Source organism: Acinetobacter sp. TTH0-4 (assembly GCF_015602665.1).
In the GTDB taxonomy this organism is placed as follows: Bacteria; Pseudomonadota; Gammaproteobacteria; order Pseudomonadales; family Moraxellaceae; genus Acinetobacter; species Acinetobacter albensis.
Genome location: NZ_CP059079.1, coordinates 1796015 through 1812865 on the forward strand (window position 1 = coordinate 1796015; position 16851 = coordinate 1812865).

Sequence of the window (16851 nt, forward strand, 5' to 3'; positions counted from 1 at the left end):
GTGACTTACAAAAAGAAATGATGATTTTCAATGATCAAAATATCTATAAAATTTCAACACCTTAATCCACCATTACATTTTATCCATTGGGGAATAGATGTGATCTTCAATCCAAACATTAGTTAATCCTCGTTTCGATTGTAAACAGAAAATAGGACAATCTTTCTTCAAAAGCTACCGTTCATCCAACCACTCCATCCAATAAGCGTTATTAACACTCACTACAGGTAATTTTTAACAATTCAGCTTATATAGCCAGATTATAAATGAGCTGATTTTTATTTTCGATCCGCAAAACGAGAGTATGCCTGCCAAAAAAAGACTCTGATTTGAAAGTCAGAGTCGGATAATATGGTAAGAGCGCTGTGCTGACCAGTTAAATCGAAGTTGAATTAAACGGTGAAATCATCACCTAAATAAACTTGGCGTACTGTTTCATTTTCTAAAATTTCTTGTGGTGTGCCTTCAGCAATCACTGCACCTTCACTGACAATATAAGCACGTTCACAAATTGCTAAAGTTTCCCGGACATTATGATCGGTAATTAAAACGCCGATCCCACGATCTTTTAAAGTCCGAATAATATCTTTAATATCACCCACTGAAATAGGGTCAACTCCCGCAAAAGGTTCATCCAACAGCATAAATTTCGGATCAGCTGCCAAAGCACGTGCGATTTCTGCACGACGACGCTCACCGCCCGAAACGCTCATACCAAGTGAATCTTTAATATGAGTGATTTTAAAATCGGCCAACAGTTCACTTAGACGTTGCTGACGCTGTGCCTTAGTTAAATCTTTACGGGTTTCAAGAATGGCCATGATATTTTCAGAAATGGTTAATTTTCTAAAAATAGAGGCTTCTTGTGGTAAGTAACCAATACCTTTACGCGCACGTTCGTGCATGGCTAAATCGGATAAATCTAAATCATCTAAATGGATTTCACCTTTATCCATTCGGACTAAACCTACAACCATATAGAAGCTTGTCGTTTTACCTGCACCATTTGGACCAAGCAAACCTACAATTTGTCCACTTTGCATTTGAAATGAGACGTCTTTCACGACCCATCTTTTGCTATAGTTTTTTGCAAGTTGTTTAATACACAGCGTTTGTGGTTTATTTGGCGCTTGCTCCATTAATCACGTGCTCCTGGAAAAGATTTTGATGCAGAAGGTGGTATCACAATTTGGACACGCCCTGATGATGAACCGGTAGAGTTTGGCGTACCTGTTGCCTCGACATCTCCTCTGTTCATGCTATATTTCAAGGTATTACCTCGAATACTTGCATTATTTTGTTCTAACAATGCACTTCCTGACAAAGTAATAATGCCTGTTTCTGCATTGTAAATAATCTTTTGTGCCTGTCCTTTCGCCAAACCTTTATTTACATCTGTTTGCTGCTGAAAACGTGCAGGACGCCCTGAAGCAGTAATGGTACTGATTTCTCTTTTGCTGTTTAAATTGGCCACAATAGAATCAGCCTGTAACTTCATTGTGCCTTGTTCAATGATGACATTACCCGTATACGTGGTGATTCCTGTTTTCTCATTGTAGGTTGCACGATCGGCTAAAAGTGAAATAGGTTGGTTTCGATCAGAAGGTATGGCAAAAACAGTTGACGATGACAATACAACCAAACCGACTAAAGCTGCTTGCTTAAGCAAGGATTTAGAATATGTAAGCTTAAGATTTTGGTTCATATTTTCCTCGAATATTAAAAAATTCGTATTGACCGTTGTTAAAATTGGCTTTCAAACCTTGGCTTACAAATTCAGCTTGCGGTGACTGCACAACGACTTGTTTGTTGGATTCTATTTCACGTGTTTTAGGGTAACCCGTTAATTCTGTGGTTTTAAACTGCATTTTACCTTGTTGCATGAGTTTAACAGCAGTTACATCACCAGATAAAACGACCCGTTGATTATCATCATAACTATTTGCAACTTTGGCATAAAAAGTCGCATCTACAGCACCATCTTTATATATAGAAGCATCCAGATTCGTCAGTTTCGCTGTTTGTTTTTGCATGTCTTGTTCAAGCCGATCGACTTGAGCACGCATATATAAATTGCCTTGATCATCCGTTTGAGTCAAATGAATTTTCTCAGCGGAATAGGTCATACTTTTGGCTGAATCAACCTCAAGCTTGTTCCCCTTACCACTATAATAGTAGTAACCACCACTTATAGCTGCAATGGCTATAGCAGTTACGTATAAAAATTTTATATCCATAAGTGGTGTACTGAACTCAAATAAAATAGATGATTAAATAATTAATATGGGGTAGAAGTATATTTTTCAAGCAGGCTGTTATAAACACCTTTTGCGCTTAAAATCATATCGCAGATTTCACGTACTGCACCACGCCCACCCATAGCCTGAGTCACCAAGTCTGCACGACGTCTAACTTCTACATGTCCATTGGGTACAGTGACTTTAAGTCCAGCAATCGCAAATGCAGAAAGGTCAGGCCAATCATCTCCCATATATAAACAATCTTCTGGTGCAATATTGAGTTGTGCACATGCCTCACGTAGTGCAATACCTTTATCTTCACGGCCTTGAAAAATCAAATCCACACCAAGATCAGACATACGTTTTTCAACGATATGACTCTTACGGCCTGTAATAATAATGACTTTGACACCTGCTTGCTGTACAAGTTTCATGCCCAAACCATCACGAATATCAAAAGACTTAATTTCGTCACCTGAATTGGTCAGCGTCACAAAACCATCACTTAAAATACCGTCTACATCGAGAACCAACGCTTCAACATGACGCGCTTGTTGTAATAAAGTGTAAGATGCCATCTGTTAATTTACCCCAGCTTGAATTAAATCGTGCATGCTAATCACGCCAATCACTTGATTTAAATCGTTTACAACCACAAATTGATTAATTTTTTTATCATTCATTCGCTCTAATGCTTCAACAGCACGTGCTTCTTGTGAAATAGTGAGGGGGTTTTGGGTCATCACTTCAGACACCACTAAATTCACATCAAAACCTTGCTGCTTATCAATGAGGCGACGCAAATCGCCATCCGTAAAAATCCCAAGTAGCACGTCATTTTTATCTACAATTGTGGTTAAACCTAGACGTTTATTTGAAATTTCGTATAGAACCTGATTCATTGGTGTATCTGGAGACACTTTTGGCAAATCTGTATCGGTATGCATAAGGTGCTTAACATGCAACAACAGGCGTTTGCCTAATGCACCTGCTGGATGTGACATCGCAAAATCATCTGCCGTAAAACCGCGCGCATCTAATAAAGCCACTGCCAAGGCATCACCTAAGGCCAAGGTCGCCGTCGTACTTGAAGTCGGAGCCAAACCCAGTGGACAAGCTTCTTGAATATTGCCCAAAGTTAAAGCAACATCTGCATTTTGTGGCAATGGGCCTTTTGTATCACCACTAATTGTGATGAGTGGTACTTCTAAATGCTTAATCAAAGGCATCAACATCATAATTTCATCACTCTTTCCAGAGTTTGAAATAGCAATCAGTACATCACCATGTACCAACATACCTAAATCACCATGCCCCGCTTCACCGGGATGCATAAAAAATGAAGGCGTACCTGTAGAGGCAAACGTTGCTGCCATTTTTCGACCAATATGGCCTGACTTACCCATTCCCGTAATGACTAAACGTCCGCGACAATGCAAAATAATTTCACACGCCCGACTAAAACGCTCATCAATTTGAGTTGCCAATATCTCTAAGGCTTGCTCTTCTATACGTAAAGTTTCTAATGCAACTTTTTGGAAGTCTATGGGATTCGGCCTATTTTTTAGATTCAAAGTCAGTCTACCTTTACGCTATAAAGCCTTGATGTTAATCAAGCAAAAATAATTTTCATAATTTTATCATATCTATACAAATACCACGTTTCTAAATGTGTAAGTTTTCACATCCTTATAAAAAAAAACTATAAAACTTTATGAAGAATAAGGCTTGAGTTAAGATGAGACATCTTTTATTTAGTCTTTTGAAACTCTATGCAACCATTTGTTCTATATAACTCAGAGCAACGTAAAAAAGTTGAATTTGTTCCGCGTGTTGAAGGACATATCGATATGTATGTATGCGGTATGACTGTTTATGATTATTGTCATATTGGACATGCTCGGGTCATGGTTGCATTTGACTATATTATTCGTTTTTTACGCAGCCAAGGTTGGTCGGTCAAATACGTCCGTAATATTACCGATATTGACGATAAAATTATTAAGCGTGCTAATGAAAATGGCGAGAGTATTACAGCTTTAACGGATCGTTTCATTCAAGCGATGAATGATGATGCGGAAAACTTAGGCTGTTTAGCACCAGATGAAGCACCGCGTGCCACTGACTATATTGATCAAATGCAAAGCATGATTGGTCATTTGGTGGATAAAGGTACAGCTTATCCATCTAAAAATGGTGATGTGTATTTTCAAGTGGAAAATTTTGCCAAATATGGCCGCTTGTCTGGGCGTAAACTTGAAGATATGCAAGCAGGTGCATCAGAACGCGTCGATGTTGAAGTTGAAAAAAAGCATCCTTTTGACTTTGTTCTGTGGAAACATGCCAAAGAAAATGAACCCTCTTGGGCTTCGCCTTGGGGGAATGGACGCCCGGGCTGGCATATTGAATGTTCAGCGATGTCTACCTGCTGCCTAGGCAACCATTTTGATATTCACGGTGGCGGTTCAGACTTAATGTTCCCACATCATGAAAATGAAATTGCACAATCTGAAGCCTCGACTGGCGAGCAATATGTCAATTACTGGATGCATGTGGGCTTTATCAATGTTGATGGCGAAAAAATGTCGAAGTCTTTAGGCAATTTCTTCACGATTCGCGATGTCATGGACAAGTTTCATCCTGAAGTAATTCGCTACTTTATTGTGTCATCACATTATCGTAGTCCTGTGAACTTCTCTGATACAGCATTAAAAGAAGCGAAAAATACCTTGTCGCGTTTTTATCATTCTTTTAAAGCCTATCAAGCAGTATATGGTGAAAAAACCACGGATCATTTAGACGAAACTTTAGTGGAACGCTTTAATACAGCAATGCGTGATGACTTTAATACATCTGAAGCAATTGCTGTGTTGTTTGAAATGAATAAAGAACTCAATCGTGCGGTGAAGGATGAAAATGCTGACCAAGCTACTCTCTATTATTCAACTTTGCGCCATTTAACTCATATTCTTGGTCTGGTTCAATATAATGTAGACGATTTTTTAAAGTCTGATATTGGTCAAGACGCTTTAGAACTCAGTGCAGAACAAATAGCAGATTTTATTCAACAGCGTGTCGATGCCAAAAAAGCCAAAGAATTTGCTAAAGCCGATGAAATTCGTCAGTCTTTACTTGATCAAGGTATTGTTTTAGAAGACACACGCCAAGGTACAATTTGGCGTCGTGCTGATTAATTCACCATTTAGAATTATAGAGAGTTGACAGTTTCTAAAAGCGCTCTATAATACACACCATTGCGGAAATAGCTCAGTTGGTAGAGCATAACCTTGCCAAGGTTGGGGTCGAGAGTTCGAGTCTCTTTTTCCGCTCCAAATTCAAATAGACCCTCATCGAAAGATGAGGGTCTATTTTTTTATTGATTTAAATATTTGATCAGTTCATTTTGAAAAGAGATGATCTCTTTTCAAATGATAAATATAAAGCTCGACATAATGAAATTAAGCGTAGTACTTCAGATTCGAGCTTATTCTTTTTGCTTCAGAACGTGGGAATTTTTGCTCTTGCAAAAGTTTTAATATCGCTTGTTTACCCTGTTCTTTATAAACTTGACAGTAGGATGCTGAAACACTCAATTCATCCAATGCTCGCCACTCATACACACTTGCATCAACAAATAACTTGTCATTAGACATGTCGATTTGAGTTGCTTGTTGGGCATAATAACTGGCCAAATCATATTGATTTAAAGAACGGTAAAAGCGGGCTAACTCATATAAAGGTTCGGCACGATTCTGTCTGGCGATCCACGCTTTTAAATATTCGAGATAAATTTGTTCATGTGGAAGTTTTAAGCGTTCTGCCATTTGAGCAGCACGAAATTGAGCCATCCAACGCTCTTCTTCCCAACCTCCTGCATTGGCCCGTTTTAAAAAATACGTTCTACTTTTATCTAATAATCCAGCATCTCTATAACTTTGTGCTAGATAAAAAATATACCGCAAATTGTCTGGCTCATCTTGAATACCCTGTTCCAGTGTTGCGATATCTTTCAAATATGTATTTGCACTTTTTGCTCTGGCACCATCATGCTGAATAAATATATTTAAACCTTCAAGCGTTTGCCATTGATGAGGATGAGGAGAATGTAAATACTCATGTAAAACCCCTTTCCATGACCAAGCTAAACGTGTCGAGATCAAAGCATTTCGGCAATAACGTAAATTGTCATAGATACAATTAAAATAATATGCTGTACCCGTTAAAGCTGGCCAACTGAAACCAGATTCAGCCAATAAACTTTCATCTGCATCAATAAAAAGTAAATAATCTGCTTTGGGTAAAGCATCAGTTAAAGCCAATTCCAAAGCTTCAGTACGGTTAAAACCAAAATTTTTCCATGGCCGTTCCAATAATTGTCCCGGCAAATCTTGCAAATAATTTTGAATTATCTGTTGTGTGCCGTCGGTTGAACCCGTATCCACAATCACCCAGCCCTGTCGAATACAGAACTCAGTCCTTGAAAACCGCTTAATCAATCCGTCCAACTTTCGGGGGTCAGATCAATTAGCCCTTTTTTAATCATCAGCTCAATAATAAAAATCAATCTTCAAAAACTTTGGCTTGCTGAATAAGTTGCGTAAATACAGAAGCATCCTTAATTTGATTGGCACTCAGCAGTGCCAATTTAACTAAAAATAATTCACGCTTTTCGACTGAAATCGAGTCTATGCTTTCCGCCAATTGATCATAGACTTTTTCTAAATCAGGAATTGAAATGGTACTCATGCGTTGACTCCTTCAGCGACTTGAGTGAATTGATGAAAAGTTCCAGTAATCGCATTTTCACGATAGTTCAACCAACGTCCATTGATATGATGCCCAGGACGTACTAAATAAATGGTGTTCACATCTGCAAAAAAACAGTCTTTCACTATGTTTGGATCAATCGTAAATGAAATATCAGCTTGTTTGACCTTTTGATCATCGATTGCCAGTGCAATCAGTTGAGCAGGAATACCGAATTGTTTTAATGCATTTATTTCACTGATTAAATTTTCAGGTACTTGACCATTTTGAGTAAACATTATGACCGAAAATTTACCACTAATGGCATCATATAAAAATGAGCCATCTGCAAATTTTATATTTGGAATGAGAGCACCATTTTCAGTCAATTCGTGCATCAAAGCATTATCATCGTTTTGACTGTTTAACGGTGAATGCGTATAAGCATGTGGTCGTGACGTACGCCAGTGGTATAGTGGTCGAACAAATTCATGCTCAAGTGATAAAGAGAGTACAGCATTACGCAATAAACGATAACCTGCCGTTGGCGGTGCCATAAAACGTGTTGATTTACACGCTTCTGCAATAATTTCGCGTGCTGCACCGACACGGTCAAAACTATAACTTTGAAGTAATTTTTCTGTTGACCACCCTTTCACAACAGCCGCAAGTTTCCATGCCAAATCTTGAGCATCTTGGAAACCTGTATTTGCACCACGAACACCAAATATTGGCAACAAATGCGCAGCATCTCCAACAAATATGGTGCGGTTATGTACATAGTTATCAAGCGTTAAAGCACGGGCTGAATATACGGTGCTCCAATCCATTTCCCATTCCAAATGATCTTGACCAATCATTTTTAACTGATCATTGACTGCTTTATTTAAATTTTCAGGTTTTAAAGCGTCTTCTGGAGCATTTTTTGGATCTAGTTGATAATCAAAACGCCAAATATTATCTGGTTCACGATGCATCAAAATAGTATTTCCAGGATTCCAATCTGGTGAAAAAAATGCAAGGCGTTCTGTAGGATAGTCTAATTTAATACGAATATCGGCGATCACAAAACGACCTTCATAACTTGCACCTTCCATCCGGAGTTTCATCCCTTCACGAATCGGTGAACGCCCACCATCCGCGGCAACTACCCAATGTGAAATGTGCTGATACTCACCTTCAGGTGTATGAATTGTTAAAGTGACGTGTTCATCATTTTGTTGATGCGCAACAATTTTATTTCCCCAACGCACTTCAATATTTTTTTGTTCTTTGATGGTCTGTAATAAAAAATGCTCTAACCAATTTTGTTGTAAATTATTGAGTGGTGCAAACTGATCATTGTCATGGATCGGTGATGCCATACGAAATGCCACCTGACCTTTATAAATTGAATTACCATGTGTCCATGCTAAAGCTTTGGTCATGATACGATCAGCAACACCTGCTGCTTGTAAAATTTCCATAGAACGTTTGGTGTACACCAAGGCGCGACTACCTTCAGATAGCTGCTGTTCAGCGGACAGTAAAATAACCTTAATGCCTTGTTTTGCCAACAAGAGCGCTGTTGCCATGCCTATTGGCCCAGCACCAACGACTGTGACCGTATCTGATTCTGCAAGCGTATTTTTATTTGAATGAAAATAGGGATAAATCTCATAATTATAATAGAGCGATTTTCTCGGTTGAATTTCAGGAAAGTGCATGTCGAACTCCTTATCGTCATTGTTTACAAAGTAAATAAAAAATCAGTATTACAGTGCTCAAGCCGCTTGAGCAGTAGAGGAACTTTGGGTGAATTGTTGATTATTAGCACTACGGTACGTTTGACTGCCTTTTAAACCCAGTGCGTAAAACATAAAGAGCAGAACCGTTAAAATACTGCAGATGATCCAGACCATCATGAATGAGCCCGTTGCAGTGGCAAGCATAGAAATAGCAGGTACACCACTGGCAATTCCCAAAGTTTGGAAACGTAAGCAGATACCGTATACTTCACCATAATGCTGTGGGCCGTAGGTTTGTGAGGCCACCACTGCAGGTGTGACGGTACCAATACAATTTCCAACTCCCCAGAACACTACAGCGATTAAACCCAATAACCATGCATTTGAACCTCTCGCTAAAGCAAACGGAATACACGTCATTAAAATACTGGCACAGACTAATGTGGTTGCTTTCATGGTACCCAGTTTGTCGTAAAGCCAACCCAACATCACCTTGGCAAAAATCATTACACCTAAAGTAATCACTAAAAATTGAGCGGCCTGTTGCATCCCAAAGGTATTTTGCAAAAATACAGGAAGTTGCAAAACAATACCTCCGCCGACAAATCCGACCAAAAAATGGGCTGCCAACATAGACCAAAAAAACGGTTTTTTCTTTAAAACTTTAGGCTCAAGATGAACCAGTTTTATTTCTGAACCTAGGGTTTTGGTCGGACAAACGTCAGTTGCATCTGCGCCCAAAGCCTTCAAACCAACATCTTCAGGTTGTGCTTTAATTACAAACAAGATCAGCACACTGCTAAACACAAACATGGTTGCTGCTATAACTTGATAAGCCAACTGATAAGTAAAATTTTGAATGCAATAGGTAATGAATGGGCTAAGAATCATGCCGAAAATTGCGCTACCCGAGAGTGCGATACTCATCGCCAACCCTTTTTTCTGAACAAACCAACGGTTGACCAAAATATTAGGTGGCATGAAGGTTAGACCTGTCGAGAAGAACCCGAACAACGCTGCTACGCCATATAAAATATAAATATTGGTCGCAATAGAAAATGCGGCATAGCTCAAACAAAAACCGAGCAAGAAAATGAGTAATACTTTTTGTGTATGTTGTTGCAGAATTTTTCCGACTTTCGGAGAAAACAACATCACAGTGATATTAATAATGGTTGAACACAGCGCAAATTGGGTTGGTGAAATTCCCATAGACTGGGTAAATGGGTTTAAGTAAATATTAAATGTGGTAATGGTGAGTGCTATGGCTGTACCTGATACGACCATCAATGCCAAAACCACCCACCAACCATAAAACAACTTGTTCGAATTATTCATTGTGTTTTTCCCGTTTCCATACACATCATTTACAGGACTCAAGAAAAAGCACACATCAATCGAATTTTAATCTTGAGCAATGTACCGGGTTAAAGCTTCTGCTGTTTCCTTCAACGCTTTAACTCTTTCATTTTTAAAATCAATAGGAAGATGGTGTTCACTTCCTAATGCTGCAATACAAAACTCTATTTCACTGTATCGATTGAAAACCGGTACACAAATTGCGTTTACACCGACCAACAAATCACCTGACACTGTCGCGGCACCCTGCTGAATGATGCTTTGCTTTAACACCAAAAATTCTTCCCAATTGGCAGGATAAACCTGCTGATGGAGTGCCTTTTTTTGCTGCCATTCACGTTCTAGTAATGGTCTGATCATCTTTTCTGCACCAAAGGCTGCATATACACGCCCTGTGGCAGAATTGAGTAAAGGCATGATCGAACCCACTCGTGTAATCACTGAAACCAGTTGATTGGGTTGCATCCATTGCACAATCAATGGTCCTTGCGAAGTCCATTTGCTAATTTGTAACCCACAATCAATTTTCCGATGCAGCTCATCAATCAGTGGTTGAGCAGCTTGAATCGTGTCGGTACGCTGAATACAGCTCAAACCTAAACGCCATGCCTGGTCACCCAGTGCGTAACGTCCATCGCTTTGTTGTTTGGCATAGTTCATTCGAACTAGACTTACAACATAACGATGAACTTTGGCAGGATGCATCGACAAATTTTCAGCAAGCTCTTTCAACATCATAGGGCTGCGATGTGCAATCAACGCATCAAGTACCGTTAGCCCTACTTCTAAAGATTGAACCCCACCTTGTATTTTTTCTTCTGACATTGGTTTCAAACTCATGAATTGAATGATCAGCATTCTACTCTAAGCGACCCAATTTCGAAGCAAACCCACAACAAAAAATGAATTTGGGTTCTTGAATACTTTTTGCCTATGGTCATCTAAAGCCACATTAAATTACGCTATACATAATTAAATTATTTATTGCGTAATTAATTAAAATGAGTATGATTAGATTAAGCGTAAAAATCAAGCGTTCTCACAGCAAGGTTGTATATTTTTATTTATTTAAATCAATTTGTTATTTAAATAAATTGTGTGAAAAATCATTTAAATACAACTAAAGTCGCAGATCGTTTGGATATTTTTTTATTTCGGATGAACAAACGAATCTATTGAATCGAATTCGTTTAGACACAAGGAACATTCAAATGACAGGTCAATTAAAATCATTTATTGAGGTCGCACAAGATTCTGACTTCCCTATTCAAAACTTACCTTTTGGTGTCTTTAGCCAATCACGTGAAGGTAAACGTCGTGTGGGTGTCGCACTTGGTGAATGGGTCGTTGATCTTGCAGCTTTAGAAGCAAATGGTTGTTTAAATCTTCACCCAAATGAAAATTATTTTAATCAATCCACCTTAAACACATTTATCGAGTCAGGAAAAAGTAACTGGTCTAAATTACGTGCAGAATTACAAAATCTACTTTCAGCAGACAATCCAGAATTACGTGATAACTTGGTTTTACGTGATCAAGTTTTCTTTAAACAAAGCGATGTGATCCTGCATTTACCAGTTCATATTCCAGGTTATACCGATTTCTATTCCTCTAAAGAACATGCCACCAATGTAGGCTGCATGTTCCGTGATCCTAAAAATGCACTGCTTGCCAATTGGTCAGAACTGCCCGTAGGTTATAACGGTCGTGCGAGTTCCGTGATTGTCAGCGGAACGGATGTAGTACGACCTTCAGGCCAAATCAAACTTCCAAATAGTGAACGTCCTGAATTTTCAGCTTGTCGTAAACTTGATTTTGAACTTGAAACTGGCTTTATTGTGGGTAAAGCAAATCGATTGGGTGAGCCAGTTTCTATTGAAAATGCGTGGGATCATATTTTCGGTATGGTGCTGTTTAATGACTGGTCGGCACGTGATTTACAGCAATGGGAATATGTGCCTTTAGGCCCATTCAATGCAAAAACTTTTGCCTCCTCTATTTCACCATGGATTGTGACCATGGAAGCGCTTGAACCCTTTAAAACCCACTCTCCTATTCAAGAACCCCAACCACTTCACTATTTACGTGAAGATCATGCGAAGAACAGCTATGACATCCATTTGTCTGTGGAATTAAAAGCCAAAAATGCTGAACACACAGATGTGATTAGTCAAACCAATTTTAAATATATGTACTGGTCGATGGCACAACAGTTGACTCATCACACCATTGCAGGTTGTAACCTTCAAGTCGGCGACCTGATGGGTTCGGGTACTATTTCTGGTCCCACGCCGGAATCTTATGGATCATTACTGGAAATTACTTGGAATAGTAGCAAACCACTCACCTTATCGAATGGCGAACAACGTAGCTTTATACAAGATGGCGATACGCTCATTATGAAAGGCTACTGTCAAAAAGAGGGTTTACGGATTGGGTTTGGCGAAGTATCAGGTAAAGTTTTGCCTGCTATTCAATTTAACTTCACCGCCCATACCGCTGAGGAGAAACTCAGTGAAACTGTATAGCTATTTCCGAAGTTCTGCGGCTTATCGTGTCCGAATTGCTTTGAATTTAAAAGGTTTAGATCCTGAATATATTCCAGTACATTTGGTTAAAAATGGCGGTGAACAGCACAGTCCTGAATATCATCAGATCAATCCAACAGAGCTAATTCCAGCGTGGATTGAAAAAAATATACAAGATGAGTTCACACTCACCCAATCACTCAGTATTTTGGAATATTTAGAAGAAAAATATCCAGACGTGGCTTTATTACCTCAGGATTTTCAACAGCGCGCTTTAATTCGCGCAGTCAGCCAAAGTATTGCCTGCGATATTCATCCGCTGAACAATTTAAGAGTGTTGCAATATTTATCCAATACTTTGGCAATCTCTGATGAGCAAAAAACAACGTGGTACAGACATTCGATTGAAACTGGATTCAAAGCATTAGAAATACAGTTGAAAAACTCAAACGGCCAATTCTGCTTCGGTGAAACCGCTAGCTTTGCGGATTGTTGCTTAATTCCGCAAGTGTATAACGCATTACGTTTTAAAATTGATTTATCCCTTTACCCGAAAATTCAAGCCATTTACCAACACTGTAACACCCTCTCCGCATTTCAAAATGCTGCGCCTGAAGCGCAAGCTGATGCTGCTTAAATTATAAATAAGGATATTGTTATGACCATTCAAATCGAAAAAATTCACCATGTGGCTTATCGCTGTAAAGATGCCAAAGAAACAGTGGAATGGTACAAAAAGAATCTGAATATGGACTTCATTTTAGCATTTGCAGAAGACTATGTGCCGTCAACCAAAGCTTTTGATCCGTATATGCATCTTTTTTTAGATGCTGGAAATGGTAATGTATTGGCTTTTTTTGAGTTACCGACCCAACCCGATATGGGCCGTGATGAAAATACACCAAAATGGGTGCAACACATTGCTTTAAAAGTTAAAGATCGCTCAGCATTACTGGCCGCGAAAGAACATTTAGAAGCCAATGGTAATCATGTTTTAGGCGTGACCAATCACGGTATTTTCCATTCTATTTACTTTTTCGACCCAAATGGTCACCGCTTAGAGTTGGCCTATGATGATGAAAAAGCCGCCTCAAAAATTGCCTTGATCACAGAAGAAATGAAATATGAAATGTTAGAAGAATGGAGCAAAAATAAACGCGCTCCGCATCATACGCAATTTTTACATGCAAATGAACTTGAGCACAGCACAAGTTATGCAAAAGCAGATGCTTAATTTTTCATTATCAATTTACGGGGAAGAGAAGGAAATCATTAACATTCTCTTTCCTAAAATGAATACTTAGTTAAAAGATTAAGTTAGACAATAGTTGATTAAGCATTGATAAATTTTTAAGTAATGAAAGGAGAACTTAAATGCTGATCAACACATTGTCAGAGATCAAACTCATTAATATTGAAATTTCAGTTGAAACGTTTAGATCAATTCAATTTGCGAGAAAATAAACACTGCAAAGAACAGCAGAAATTGCTTTGTATTTGTTTAACTTTGGCGAAAATCATCTTCAACTTTAAAAACCGTGATGACACTAAAATTTAGACCATAAACCGATATGCAGATGGATCAGCAAAGCATAAACTTGAGTCACTTAATTTTTTGATCGATATAACAAGAGTAAATAATATGTCAAAACAAGACTTTGAAAATGGCTTAAAAGTTCGTACTGAAGTGATGGGTGAGTCATTTGTCCAACGTGCACAGGACAATACGGTTCCATTCACACAACCATTGCAAGATTGGATTAATGAACATGCATGGGGTTCGACTTGGCAACGTGAAGGTGTGCTACCACGTAAGTATCGTTCACTCATTACCATCGCATTTTTAACCGCCCAAAAAAGCCCAACTGAGCTTAAAGGTCATGTCCGTGGTGCTTTAAACAATGGTGCAACAGTTGAAGAAATTCAAGAAGTCTTACTACATAGTTTGCCTTATTGTGGTGCGCCAGCAACTCAAGAAGCCTTTCGTGCCGCCCTTGAAGTAATCAATGAATATCAAAAAATAGAATAAGTTAACGATTGTAGAAATTGATTCAATCACCAGCTTCTCAGCTTAGGCTATTTAAATCCTTATTAAAATCTTAGCGTGATTTACTAAGCTTGATGCGCTACATGCGCCTTTCAATGGAATCATTTTGGCGCATGGCAAAACATTCATCCAATTTTGAAATTACAATTAATATTTTCACGCGCTGATGAATGCTAACCTTTTTTCAAGATCAATCATTAGCGCTTCATATTGGAAATAAAAAACTCAATACTCAATAGATTCTATTATTTTCAATTTAATGATGACAATAGAGATGCTCTTCATCTTCAGATGGCTGACGCTTATATAAATGTTGTGGCACGGCAGGCTGAGATACAGCGCTATGGTCTATGTCATCTTTTCGGATGCAGCAGCCTTCCACATATTGGCTGCTACCATCCATATAAAATTCCTCTTTCCAAACAGGAACCTCATGCTTAACCCTCTCCACTGCTTCTTCACATGCAGCAAAGGCTTCACGGCGATGCGCAGCATAAGCAATCGCGATAATGGCTGTTTCACCAATATCTAAAGCGCCAACTCGATGAATCACCCGTACATAAGAGGCTCCAAATTTTTGCTGAATTTCTTGCTCTATTTGCCGAATCATTTTTTCTGCGACAGGTGCATAAGCGCTATATTTCAGTGCTTTCACTGCTTTACCTTGATGATGATTACGTACCGACCCCACAAAAATACCAGTACCACCACATTCAGGAAAACACTGAATTCCATCAAAACCATCTAGATTTAAAGCAGTCTCTTGAATTCTAGGAAATTGTTTGAATACGTTCATTTCAACCTCCTGCAACCGGCGATAGCAGTACCAAAGTACTGTCCGAGGTGAGTTTGTTCTGACGTGGAATAATATCTTCACCGATAGCACAAGCACATCTTTCTAACATGGCTAAAGCTGATGGATAATCAAATGAAATTTGATTCAAAACATCATAAACGGAACTATTTAAATTACAGCTAATTTCTAAGCAAGTCGGCAAATGTCGTTCTATTGCACCGAAGGCTTCAATTTTAATTTTGATCTGTGACACTTTAACCTCCAAGCATATGCATGCTAATTTTTCGACTGCTTGTCGTGGTAGTTTGATTTTTTAAACGTTGCTCAATGGCATGAAAGCCTTGTTCTTTGTTCCAGATATACTGAGATAAAATATGATGCAGATTCACTTCACTCGAAGCCTGAGTGGAAGCCAATGCCTTAATTTCTGTACTGAGCTTCAAGCCTTGAGGTGCAAATAAACAATTATAAAACTCACCTTGTGCCGTTAACCGTAATCGATCACAACTTCCGCAAAATGAATGGGTAATCGTAGAGATCATCCCAATTGGATGATGATTAATCAGATATTGTCGCGCAGGATCGGCAGAATGATTCATTTGATTGGTTACATTAAATTCAGTCTTTAATACATCTAAAATATGTTTTTCGCTGACCACATGCGCGTTTGACCATTTACGATCACCATCGAGTGGCATAAATTCAATAAAACGTAAGTTTATTTTTTCTTGAATCGACCAACGCGCCAAAGGCAAGATTTGATCATCATTGATGCCCTTCATCAGTACGCTGTTAATTTTGATCGGTAATCCGACAATTTTTGCAGCACGAATTCCTTCAAGTACTGGTGCCAAATCTTTTTGTGTAAGCTGTTTAAATTGAGTTTCATCGAGACTGTCTAAACTAATATTCAAGTCATCTAGTCCTGCTTGTTTTAAAGCGAAGGCATATTTTTTTAAATAATGCGCATTGGTCGTCATAGATACGCGCTTCAATCCAATTTTTTTTAGACCTTGCAGTTGTTCAATAAAATGCACAACGCCTTGACGCATCAGCGGTTCACCGCCTGTAATACGTATAGAGTGGATACCTCGCTGTACCATGAAATCACAAAATTGATAAAGCGCCTCAAAACTCAGTAATTCATTTTTTTTCATCCATTCAGGATGTTCAGGCATGCAGTAAATGCACTTAAAATTACAGCGATCAGTGACTGAAATTCTGAGTTTGCGCTTAGCACGACCAAATTGATCCATGAATTGCATTTCATCTTTCAGTCCGAGCATCCTATTCATATTCAATCCATTCTGAGGTGTTGATATAGAAATACACAGTACTTGTGAATAGAACTAAAATTATTTAATCCACTAAGATTAAATATGCAATAAATGTTCCAATTTTATGCTAC

Annotated in this window: 18 protein-coding genes and 1 tRNA gene; 6 read left to right on the forward strand and 13 right to left on the reverse strand. The window is 38.6% G+C overall.

Annotated features, from left to right (window positions below; genetic code table 11):
• Nucleotides 1-392: 392 nt before the first annotated feature.
• Genes lptB through H0S58_RS08405 form a run of 5 tightly spaced genes read right to left on the reverse strand, consistent with a single transcriptional unit; the run spans nt 393 to nt 3814 of the window.
• Entirely contained in the window at nt 393-1139 is a 747-nt protein-coding gene (lptB, locus tag H0S58_RS08385) for an LPS export ABC transporter ATP-binding protein (protein ID WP_053580087.1), read from the reverse strand.
• On the reverse strand, nt 1139-1705 hold the full coding sequence (lptA, locus tag H0S58_RS08390; protein WP_053580086.1) for a lipopolysaccharide transport periplasmic protein LptA: 567 nt from the start codon (nt 1703-1705) through the stop codon (nt 1139-1141). Before lptA ends, lptB begins: the two co-directional genes overlap by 1 nt.
• Complete coding sequence (gene lptC, locus H0S58_RS08395) at nt 1689-2237, reverse strand: LPS export ABC transporter periplasmic protein LptC (protein WP_053580085.1); 549 nt, start codon at nt 2235-2237, stop codon at nt 1689-1691. Before lptC ends, lptA begins: the two co-directional genes overlap by 17 nt.
• A 41-nt stretch (nt 2238-2278) precedes the next feature.
• Complete coding sequence (locus H0S58_RS08400) at nt 2279-2818, reverse strand: KdsC family phosphatase (RefSeq protein WP_053580084.1); 540 nt, start codon at nt 2816-2818, stop codon at nt 2279-2281.
• A gap of 3 nt (nt 2819-2821) precedes the next feature.
• Nucleotides 2822-3814, reverse strand: a complete 993-nt coding sequence (locus tag H0S58_RS08405; RefSeq protein WP_195726269.1) for a KpsF/GutQ family sugar-phosphate isomerase — start codon at nt 3812-3814, stop codon at nt 2822-2824.
• Between the two features lie 198 nt (nt 3815-4012).
• Between H0S58_RS08405 and cysS the strand changes: the two genes are divergently transcribed.
• Nucleotides 4013-5434 (forward strand): cysteine--tRNA ligase, encoded by a 1422-nt coding sequence (gene cysS / locus H0S58_RS08410; protein ID WP_195726270.1) that lies wholly within the window; start codon nt 4013-4015, stop codon nt 5432-5434.
• A 62-nt stretch (nt 5435-5496) separates the two neighbouring features.
• Nucleotides 5497-5572 (forward strand) — tRNA-Gly (locus H0S58_RS08415).
• A gap of 126 nt (nt 5573-5698) precedes the next feature.
• On the opposite strand, the gene H0S58_RS08420 is transcribed toward H0S58_RS08415, so the two are convergent.
• The 5 genes from H0S58_RS08420 to H0S58_RS08440 form a co-directional block, all read right to left on the reverse strand.
• Nucleotides 5699-6736: a glycosyltransferase gene (locus H0S58_RS08420; protein WP_227592227.1), complete on the reverse strand. Its 1038-nt coding sequence runs from the start codon at nt 6734-6736 to the stop codon at nt 5699-5701.
• 64 nt (nt 6737-6800) lie between these two features.
• On the reverse strand, nt 6801-6986 hold the full coding sequence (locus H0S58_RS08425) for a hypothetical protein (RefSeq protein WP_195726272.1): 186 nt from the start codon (nt 6984-6986) through the stop codon (nt 6801-6803).
• Nucleotides 6983-8692, reverse strand: a complete 1710-nt coding sequence (locus tag H0S58_RS08430; protein ID WP_195726273.1) for an FAD-dependent monooxygenase — start codon at nt 8690-8692, stop codon at nt 6983-6985. Before H0S58_RS08430 ends, H0S58_RS08425 begins: the two co-directional genes overlap by 4 nt.
• Before the next feature lie 57 nt (nt 8693-8749).
• Nucleotides 8750-10051, reverse strand: coding sequence for an MFS transporter (locus tag H0S58_RS08435; protein WP_195726274.1), 1302 nt, complete (start codon nt 10049-10051; stop codon nt 8750-8752).
• A 66-nt stretch (nt 10052-10117) separates the two neighbouring features.
• A complete protein-coding gene (locus H0S58_RS08440) occupies nt 10118-10897 on the reverse strand; it encodes an IclR family transcriptional regulator (RefSeq protein WP_195726275.1) in 780 nt (259 codons plus the stop codon).
• Nucleotides 10898-11283: 386 nt separating this feature from the next.
• Between H0S58_RS08440 and fahA the strand changes: the two genes are divergently transcribed.
• The 4 genes from fahA to H0S58_RS08460 all read left to right on the forward strand — a co-directional run bounded on the left by fahA (nt 11284) and on the right by H0S58_RS08460 (nt 14629).
• On the forward strand, nt 11284-12600 hold the full coding sequence (gene fahA / locus H0S58_RS08445; protein ID WP_193892540.1) for a fumarylacetoacetase: 1317 nt from the start codon (nt 11284-11286) through the stop codon (nt 12598-12600).
• On the forward strand, nt 12587-13237 hold the full coding sequence (gene maiA / locus H0S58_RS08450) for a maleylacetoacetate isomerase (protein WP_193892543.1): 651 nt from the start codon (nt 12587-12589) through the stop codon (nt 13235-13237). The genes fahA and maiA overlap by 14 nt, the downstream gene beginning before the upstream one ends.
• A 21-nt stretch (nt 13238-13258) precedes the next feature.
• Nucleotides 13259-13834, forward strand: coding sequence for a VOC family protein (locus H0S58_RS08455; protein ID WP_053580078.1), 576 nt, complete (start codon nt 13259-13261; stop codon nt 13832-13834).
• A 408-nt stretch (nt 13835-14242) separates the two neighbouring features.
• Entirely contained in the window at nt 14243-14629 is a 387-nt protein-coding gene (locus H0S58_RS08460; protein ID WP_092718041.1) for a carboxymuconolactone decarboxylase family protein, read from the forward strand.
• A 274-nt stretch (nt 14630-14903) separates the two neighbouring features.
• Here the strand turns inward: H0S58_RS08460 and H0S58_RS08465 are convergent, their stop codons facing one another.
• Genes H0S58_RS08465 through moaA form a run of 3 tightly spaced genes read right to left on the reverse strand, consistent with a single transcriptional unit; the run spans nt 14904 to nt 16738 of the window.
• Entirely contained in the window at nt 14904-15443 is a 540-nt protein-coding gene (locus tag H0S58_RS08465) for a molybdenum cofactor biosynthesis protein MoaE (protein WP_053580076.1), read from the reverse strand.
• A 1-nt stretch (nt 15444) separates the two neighbouring features.
• Nucleotides 15445-15696: a MoaD/ThiS family protein gene (locus tag H0S58_RS08470; RefSeq protein WP_195726276.1), complete on the reverse strand. Its 252-nt coding sequence runs from the start codon at nt 15694-15696 to the stop codon at nt 15445-15447.
• A 1-nt stretch (nt 15697) separates the two neighbouring features.
• Complete coding sequence (gene moaA / locus H0S58_RS08475; protein WP_195726277.1) at nt 15698-16738, reverse strand: GTP 3',8-cyclase MoaA; 1041 nt, start codon at nt 16736-16738, stop codon at nt 15698-15700.
• Nucleotides 16739-16851 lie beyond the last annotated feature (113 nt).